Annotated in this window: 7 protein-coding genes; all 7 read left to right on the top strand. The window is 49.1% G+C overall.

Features of this window, described 5'->3' with window-relative positions; all coding sequences use genetic code 11:
• The first annotated feature begins 17 nt into the window (after positions 1-17).
• The 7 genes from ICL07_RS20375 (at position 18) to ICL07_RS20405 (ending at position 7,516) form a co-directional block, all read left to right on the top strand.
• Positions 18-1,019, top strand: a complete 1,002-nt coding sequence (locus ICL07_RS20375) for a PorP/SprF family type IX secretion system membrane protein (protein ID WP_188089890.1) — start codon at positions 18-20, stop codon at positions 1,017-1,019.
• An 18-nt stretch (positions 1,020-1,037) separates the two neighbouring features.
• Complete coding sequence (locus ICL07_RS20380) at positions 1,038-2,846, top strand: OmpA family protein (protein WP_188089891.1); 1,809 nt, start codon at positions 1,038-1,040, stop codon at positions 2,844-2,846.
• Positions 2,847-2,905: 59 nt separating this feature from the next.
• Entirely contained in the window at positions 2,906-4,489 is a 1,584-nt protein-coding gene (locus ICL07_RS20385) for a hypothetical protein (RefSeq protein ID WP_188089892.1), read from the top strand.
• A 203-nt stretch (positions 4,490-4,692) separates the two neighbouring features.
• Positions 4,693-5,571, top strand: a complete 879-nt coding sequence (locus ICL07_RS20390) for a pentapeptide repeat-containing protein (protein WP_188089893.1) — start codon at positions 4,693-4,695, stop codon at positions 5,569-5,571.
• 9 nt (positions 5,572-5,580) lie between these two features.
• A complete protein-coding gene (locus ICL07_RS20395) occupies positions 5,581-6,345 on the top strand; it encodes an ABC transporter ATP-binding protein (RefSeq protein WP_188089894.1) in 765 nt (254 codons plus the stop codon).
• A gap of 1 nt (position 6,346) precedes the next feature.
• Positions 6,347-7,114, top strand: a complete 768-nt coding sequence (locus ICL07_RS20400) for an ABC transporter permease (RefSeq protein ID WP_188089895.1) — start codon at positions 6,347-6,349, stop codon at positions 7,112-7,114.
• 3 nt (positions 7,115-7,117) lie between these two features.
• On the top strand, positions 7,118-7,516 hold the full coding sequence (locus ICL07_RS20405) for a barstar family protein (RefSeq protein ID WP_188089896.1): 399 nt from the start codon (positions 7,118-7,120) through the stop codon (positions 7,514-7,516).
• The last annotated feature ends 563 nt before the right edge of the window (positions 7,517-8,079 follow it).

The raw sequence follows: 8,079 nt of genomic DNA on the forward strand, positions 1-8,079 counted from the left end.
TACAAAAAAAGTAAAAGATGCAAACAGTACTCAGAGCGGGAATAATGGTCTTGCTGCTGGCAATAGGGATGCACGGCGTGGCGCAACAGAACATACAGTTCAGCCAGTACATCTTCAACGGGTTAAGTGTTAATCCCGCCTATGCAGGTTATAAAGAAGATTTGTATTTGAATGCCACCTATCGTCATCAGTGGGCCGGATTCCCCGGTGCGCCACGTACCGGGGGCGTATCGCTCGACGGGGTGACGCCTGCCAGCGATAACAAGGTGGGATTGGGAGTGCAGATGTTATTCGATAAACTGGGACCACAGGAGGCGCTGTCGCTGTACGGCAACTATTCTTACCGCATCCCGCTGGATGATGAGGATACCCGCAGGCTTTGTTTCGGTATAGGCGGCGGCGTTACCCAGTACTCCATTGATGGTAACGCCCTGCAATACATTGATAATGAAGACATGGCGATCCCACTGGGCAAAAAGAGCGTATGGGTACCCGATGCCCGCTTCGGGGTATACTACTATACACCCCGCTTTTATGCCGGCGCTTCCGTGATGGACCTGTTTTCCCTGTATACAGACGGCACCCGGTACAACTGGAAAGGGAACAATTATGCTACCATCCGCAAAACACAGCACCTGTATATTACCGCCGGTGCTATGTTTCCGCTGGGAGAAAATTTTAAGCTGAAACCATCCATCCTGATCAAGGAAGATTTTAAAGGTCCTACCAACGTAGACATCAACGCTTTCCTGCTGATCGGTGAGAAGTTATGGGTGGGTGCATCCTATCGTACCGGTGTGGGCATTTGGAAGAAAACCAACCTGCAGCAGGACCTGAGCGAGCTCGATGCGGCCAGCATCATGGTGGAGTTTTACGCCACGGAAAAGTTGCGTATCGGTTACGCCTATGATCTTACCATTAATAAAATGGCCAGCTACCAGGGCGGATCGCATGAAATTTCGCTGGGCTTTTTGATACCATCGAAAAACTACACCGTGAAGAATCCCCGGTATTTTTAAACCTTACTTATTATCCGTATGATACGTCGCACGATAATCCTTGTTCCGCTGATATGGCTCACCGCTTCCCGCTTATATGCGCAGGAGCAGAAAAGCCTGTTGCAGCTGGCAGAAGCGGCTTACGCCCGCCAGGAGTATGCCACAGCAGGCGCGATTTATAACCGTATTGCCCGTAATAAGGGTGATAAGATGCCGGTGGACCAGTGGATGAAAATGGCCCGGAGCTACCAGGAGATCGGTTACTACAAAGAAGCTTCTGATGCCTACCAGCGAATTATACAGCGTCCGGACCGCCCGGCTGCCGCTTATTTTGCCTACGGGGAAGTCCTGCGGCAACTGCAGCAGTATGATGCCGCCAAAGCGCAGTATGCATTGTTTGCCACCTCAAAGGCCGACAGTCTGCAGTTAAAGGCGATCGCGCTGATAAGCTGCGACAGCGCCGCGGTGTGGAGCAGGCAAGGGGCGCCGGTGCAGTTAAAGCGGCTCGGGGAACTGAATACCGCCGGTTCGGATGTGGTGAGCGGGGTGGTGCAGCAGGGATTACTGCTGATGTCGAACGGGTACCGTTCCCTGGCGCTGAACAGCGGTTCGCAAGCCAACCCGCCCATCGATAAACGTACGGAGCAGCCTTACTTCAAAGCCTACGTTTACCGGCAGCAAGCCGGGAATAACGGCAACGCCTATCTGGAAGAGCTGGTACCGGGCTTGCTGGGTAAATACCATTATAATATTGGCCCGGTATGTATGAACCGCACGGAAGACACTTTGTATGCTACCATTAATATACAGGGCAAAGACGTGCCATACACCGGTAAAGGTCCGGTGAACGGGGTACGGCACCTGCAACTTTACCAGTCGGTGAAAAAGAACGGCAAATGGGAAACGCCTGTGCTGATACCCGGTATTAATATGGAGGGATACTCTTCCAGTCACGCAGTGTTAAGTACCGGCGGCGATATACTCTATTTTGTGTCCGACCGTCCCGGCGGACAAGGGCAGACGGATATCTGGTATGCGGAAAAACAGGCAGACGGCAGCTGGGGAACGCCGGTCAATTGCGGCGACAGGATCAATACCGTCGCTGCGGAGACCTTTCCCACCATCAATGAAGACGGTATGCTTTACTTTTCGAGTAAAGGTCATGCTGGCATGGGAGGATACGATATCTACCGGGTGAAAGGAACGAAAGCCGGCTGGGATACGCCTGAAAACATGAAGTTGCCATATAATTCCGGTGCAGACGATATAGGGCTGGTATTGAAGCGCGATGGTAACGAAGGTTACCTGGCTTCCAACAGGCAGGGTGGACAGGGAAGGGATGATGTCTATTATTTCTCAGGCCCCGATCATTTCAGCCGGAATGGTCAACCGCTGTCACCACCGCCGGCTACCGGACATGGCGAGCCTCCGGCAACGGAGCAGCTACCGCCGCAGTTAGTTAAAAGGCATACGGCCGAAGAGCTGGCAGATAAAAAGAAACTGGAATCCCTGAAATTCTTATACGATTATAACAGTGCTAACCTGCTCGCCGATTCCCGCAGGATACTGGACGACGTGGCCGCAGTGCTGAAACGGCACCCCGATTGGAAAGTGGTGATCACCTCTTTTGCGGATAGCCGTGGCAGTGATCAATATAATATTGACCTGTCAGCCCTGCGTTGTTTTGCGGTGATAGACTACCTGTCCCATAAAGGTATCAGTCCTACACACCTCTATTATAGTAACAGGGGAGAAAACGATCCGGTGAACGGTTGTAAGGATGGTGTGCCTTGTAAAGAAGAAGACTACCGGCAGAACCGGCGTTCTGAGCTGCGGGTGAAATGGTAAGGCAGTTTAATTGCCGCGGTTTCTGTATCTTACGGCACTTATCACGGCTTTAAAATTTTATGACCTGTACATCTACCCAAATCCGGGGCCTGATTCCCGGCGTATTATTATCCATTGTTTTATTTGCAGCCTGTAACTGGGGCAATAAAAAAACAGATAACGGACAAAAAAAGGCGAAAACGGACTCACTGGCCCATAACCAGTCACAGGAGCCGGCTTTAGCCACGAAAGCATATGTAGCTGAACTGATCAGCAGAAAAAAAGAGATTGAACGGCAACTTCCCGGTATCAGCCCGGAGGCTGCCGTTCGGTTGTATAATGGACTGGCGCTTTATGTGGATTCCGCGCTGACGGGTATCACCGAAAATGAAGGCGGATGGCTGAATGTGTATGTTAATTATTATTCGGAAGAAAAGAATGCCATTGTACTGCCCGATAGTGTACGCCCCACCGTTACCTTGCTGGCGACTGCCGGCATAGAGCCCTGGAACATCGGGGAGGGATATACGGAGTTGCGTACCAAACCCACGTTTTATACCGAAATCTTTAAAACCTCGTTGCCGGCAGACTACCGTAGTTATCTGCAGCTGAACGCGGATGAAGATACTGTCTTGTACAGTGCAGATGCCGGCCTGATGCTCCCTTTTAGCCTGATCGGTCAGCGGGCATTGCACTGGGAACAGTTCCTGACCACCTACCCCAACAGCATACTGGCAGACAACGCCCGGGAAAATTTTGAAATGTATTGCCGGGATTATCTTTTTGGGCAAGACAATACCCCCTCTTTCGACAACCACCAGGAGATCAGCTCCCTGATACCCGGGAATAAACAAACATATCTTTCTTTTGTACAGCAACATGGTAATACCAAAACCGGCGCTATTGTCAAACTTTTTCTCGATAAGCTGGCTACCGAAAAATCGGTGGAAAGCCTGAGGAATACCATCTATGCAGAGATCAGACAGGTGTTTATCCCCCGCATGGAGCTGTTGCCTGCACAGCCCGGCTTCAGTACGGCACAGGTGGAACAACTCACCAAAGCGACCTATGATACCGTGCCAACTGAGGAAGGCTCCTATAAGATAAACCGCGACATTGATTCGCTGGCATTTTTCCGCCAGGATGGCCATACCTATTGTCTGGCGACCTTCCGCAACGGTATCCCGGCCGGTGGCGGCCCGGCAACCGGTTGGGTAGACGTATGGGTATTTAAAAATGTAGATGGCAACTGGCAGCATACGGACCACCTGCTGAATGCCGGCGGTGGCGGCATGTATGGCAATTCCGGTATTTTCGACAGGCTGACCAGGCTGGGTACCGGCACAACGGGCATCGTATTGTCCGGTGGTATTACCCATATGGGCAGCAATATCTCCTGGGATGATGTACTGGCCTTTAACAACGATCAGCTGACAAAGGCTTTCTCCATAGTGAACTCGAATGCATATGACAGTCCGGTTGGCAACTCCTACTGCAAGTATACCAGGTGGTCCATGCAGCCGGTAGCACAGGAAGACAACTATCGTCTCGTGATTATAGCCGGCAATTGCAGCAATGCGCACAACCTGCCGTTGGAAAAGACGGTAGTACCGTTTAAAAATGGGTATAAAATCCCGGAAAAATTCGAGGACAGAGGGATATAAATAGCTTTAAAAGCAGTTAAATACTATAACCCGGCGCTGAAAGTACCGGGTTTTTTTATGTCCATATCATTGATTTTCAACTAATACAACTTCTGGTTGTTGAATTACAACGATGAGTAGCGAACTTACAACTAACAGGAGTGATGCTTTTGATGGATGCTGAAATGAACCCGGATATCTTTGTTGTATCAAAAAAAATGCAAATGGAAGCTAAGATCATTGGAGGCAAAATTGCCCAGGCAAGAAAACAGGTAAATATATCCCAGGCGGACCTCGCCAAACAATTATTTATCAGTCCGCAGGCGGTAGGAAAATGGGAGCGGGGGGAATCCGTTCCGGATATTATTACCATGAACCGGCTGGCAGAAATATTAGGGGTTGACCTGAACTATTTTTCACAGAATTTTCCCGCTACGGTGGTAGAAAAACCAGCTGCCACAACGGCTGTATTATCTCCCGAAAAACAGGAAGACAAACTCAGCTGGGATATGTCCCTCGGCAGCTGGGTAGATGCGGACTTCTCCGGGCTGAAAAACCTGCATGAAAAAATCAGCACCGCTAATATGCAGCGCTGCAAATTTATCGGGTCAGATATGGCGGGACTTCAGCTCAAAGGCAATAATATCGAGCACTGCGATTTTTCCGGTTCCGATATGAGCCGCAGCCGCTTTGAGGGTTGCCATATGGTGGGCGACATCTTTAAAGACTGTGACCTGAAAGAAGCCCAGCTCTCCAGTTACCTGAATGACTGCGATTTTACCGGTGCTGATTTTACCGGCGCGAAATTTAAATCCGCCAGCTGCCACAAAACCACGCTGGCCCGGGCGGTGCTGAGTCATACGGCGTTTATAGGCACCGACCTGATGGAAGTTACTTTTGAAGGTACCGTGGAGGACTGCTATTTTGAAAACTGTACTTTTTCAAAGACCATCTTCCGGAGCTCAACGCTTACTAATACCTTTTTTAAAGGCAGAAGTTTAAAACGTATCCAGTTTATCGATTGTCAGGCAGACCGGATGACTTACGAGTTCCTGAAAAATGGTAAGGCCGACCTGACTGCTATCACATTAATCACCCTCTAAGAAAATGTTATGTCACAAGTTAAAATGGCTATTTCGGTAAAAGGGCTGACCAAGTCCTATAAAAAACTTCCGGTATTGACAGGGGTGGATTTCGAGGTAAGAGCCGGCAGTATCTTCGCGTTGCTGGGTACTAACGGTGCCGGTAAAACGACGATCGTCAAAATATTATCCACCCTGCTGAAGCCCGACAGCGGTACTGCGATAGTAAACGGATTCAATGTGGCCCTGCAACCCGCTCATGTACGGGAATCTATCAGTCTCACCGGGCAATTTGCCGCAGTAGATGAGATCCTGACCGGAAGGGAAAACATGATCATGATTGCCCGGTTGCGGCATTTACAGGAACCGGGCCTCATCGCTGATGATCTGCTGGAGCGTTTCGGTTTGAAGGAGGCCGCCAACCGCAGGGCTTCCACCTACTCCGGAGGCATGCGCCGCCGGCTTGATATTGCCATGAGCCTGGTAGGGCATTCGAGGCTGGTGTTCCTCGACGAACCTACTACCGGCCTCGATCCTGAAGGACGGATAGAAGTCTGGAATGTTATCCGGGAGCTGGCCGACAGTGGTATTACGGTATTCCTTACCACCCAATACCTGGACGAAGCCGAGCAACTGGCCGACAGTATTGCCATTCTTCACCAGGGGAAAATTATCACGACCGGCACATTGGCGGAGCTGAAAGCGCTTTTCCCGCCCGCACAGGTAGAATATATTGAAAAACAGCCTAGCCTGGAAGATATTTTCCTGGCCATCACAGGCACAAAAACAATGTAACATGCAAACCGTCAAAACTTATTTTTTCCCTGATATGGGGGTGATGCTGGGTCGTTCGCTGCGCCACGTATCCCGCAGCCTGGATACCATTATCACCGTTACGATCATGCCTATTGCCATGATGTTGTTGTTCGTATACGTGTTGGGCGGCGCCATTCACACCGGCACAGATCATTATGTAGATTACCTGCTGCCCGGCATACTGCTCATAGCGATTGCCAACAGTGCCGGTTATGTATCTTACCGCCTGTTTACCGATGTGCAACGGGGTATATTTGAACGTTTTAATTCCATGCCTATTGCGCGTTCCGCTGCTTTATGGGGGCATGTGCTGACCTCCCTCGTTTCCAATGCGATGTCGCTGGTGGTAATTATCCTGGTAGCATTGCTGATGGGATTCCGGTCACCCGCGGGGGTATTAAATTGGCTGGCCATAGCGGGCATACTGGCTTTGTTTACGATGATGCTGACCTGGATTGCGGCAATTCCTGGTTTGTCCGCCAAAACCGTAGATGGCGCGGGTGTGATCGCTTATCCGATTCACTTCCTGCCGTTGATCAGTTCCGCTTTTGTGCCTACAGACACGATGCCGGCCGCCGTTCGCGCTTTCGCCGAACACCAGCCGGTGACACCGATCGTAGAAACGATCCGGGCCTTGATGTTTAACCAACCGGTAGGCAAGGAAATTTGGGTGGCGATGGCATGGTGTGTGGCGATTACGATATGGGCTTATATCTTTGCGATGAGAGTGTATAATAAAAGAGGTTAAAAGATGACGGCACCAAGCCAATTTATCATAGAAGGAAACCGTATCAACAGCATAGCTGATTTCTATGCAGAGATAAATCGTGTATTCATGACCGGTGAGGACTGGCAACTGGGCAATAGCCTGGACGGGTTTAATGACCTGTTGTATGGCGGTTTTGGCGCGGTTAAGATGAATGAACCCATGCAACTGATCTGGCAAGATATCGCACATAGCCAACAAGCGTTAGGAGTGGATACTACCAGGAAATATTATGAAGATAAATTACTGTCCGGCCCTGCGTTTAATGAAGCGCTTTTCCGGGAGAAGCTCGAAGCGCTCAACCAGGGCCGGGGACAGACTTATTTTGATATATTAATGGAAATCATTGCAGACCATCCGGATATAACTTTAGTTGCCCGTTAATACTTTTTCATCCATTGTTTCATGTTATAACAGAGAATGTATTTTGTAGTAGATAATTTCTTGTGTATGTTTTGTGTCACGTTTTGATATGCGGTTATGATGCAGTACTGTAGCTGATCCGCCGGGGATGCTGGTATGAAAGTGTCTCGTTTGTATTTTATATTTCCGTTCGACATTTTTTTTGTTTTTTGCTAAATAATTTTTCCTACTTTTAGTATGTTATCAAATGGTCATACTTTTTTAACGCTATATTTTAACCACAACGGCCAGCTGCTTATCTGGCTAAATAAAATAAGGAACGGAAAACTATCTGCATTCATCTGTCTTAAAAGAAAACCATTTATGTCACTCTGAAAACATTAAAGACACACACCTTTATTGACACCGCTGTGAGGCCTGTTTCACTTGCAGGTTTTTTATTCTAAACTTTCTATTACAATGGCTAGGCCCGAGCCATTGATTGTTTCACCATCATTATTTCCGCTGTAAAAAAAATCTGAATTAAGCGACTGTACTTAGTATAGCGACAGCTATGCCTTGTTATCAGCGTTCCTGGGGGTAAA

The organism is Chitinophaga qingshengii (genome assembly GCF_014529935.1).
GTDB classification, from domain to species: domain Bacteria; phylum Bacteroidota; class Bacteroidia; order Chitinophagales; family Chitinophagaceae; genus Chitinophaga; species Chitinophaga qingshengii.

Coding starts and splice junctions, on each gene's coding strand:
- ICL07_RS20375 (WP_188089890.1), top strand. CDS start 18: ATGCAAACAGTACTCAGAGCGGGAATAATGGTCTTGCTGCTGGCAATA.
- ICL07_RS20380 (WP_188089891.1), top strand. CDS start 1,038: ATGATACGTCGCACGATAATCCTTGTTCCGCTGATATGGCTCACCGCT.
- ICL07_RS20385 (WP_188089892.1), top strand. CDS start 2,906: ATGACCTGTACATCTACCCAAATCCGGGGCCTGATTCCCGGCGTATTA.
- ICL07_RS20390 (WP_188089893.1), top strand. CDS start 4,693: ATGGAAGCTAAGATCATTGGAGGCAAAATTGCCCAGGCAAGAAAACAG.
- ICL07_RS20395 (WP_188089894.1), top strand. CDS start 5,581: ATGTCACAAGTTAAAATGGCTATTTCGGTAAAAGGGCTGACCAAGTCC.
- ICL07_RS20400 (WP_188089895.1), top strand. CDS start 6,347: ATGCAAACCGTCAAAACTTATTTTTTCCCTGATATGGGGGTGATGCTG.
- ICL07_RS20405 (WP_188089896.1), top strand. CDS start 7,118: ATGACGGCACCAAGCCAATTTATCATAGAAGGAAACCGTATCAACAGC.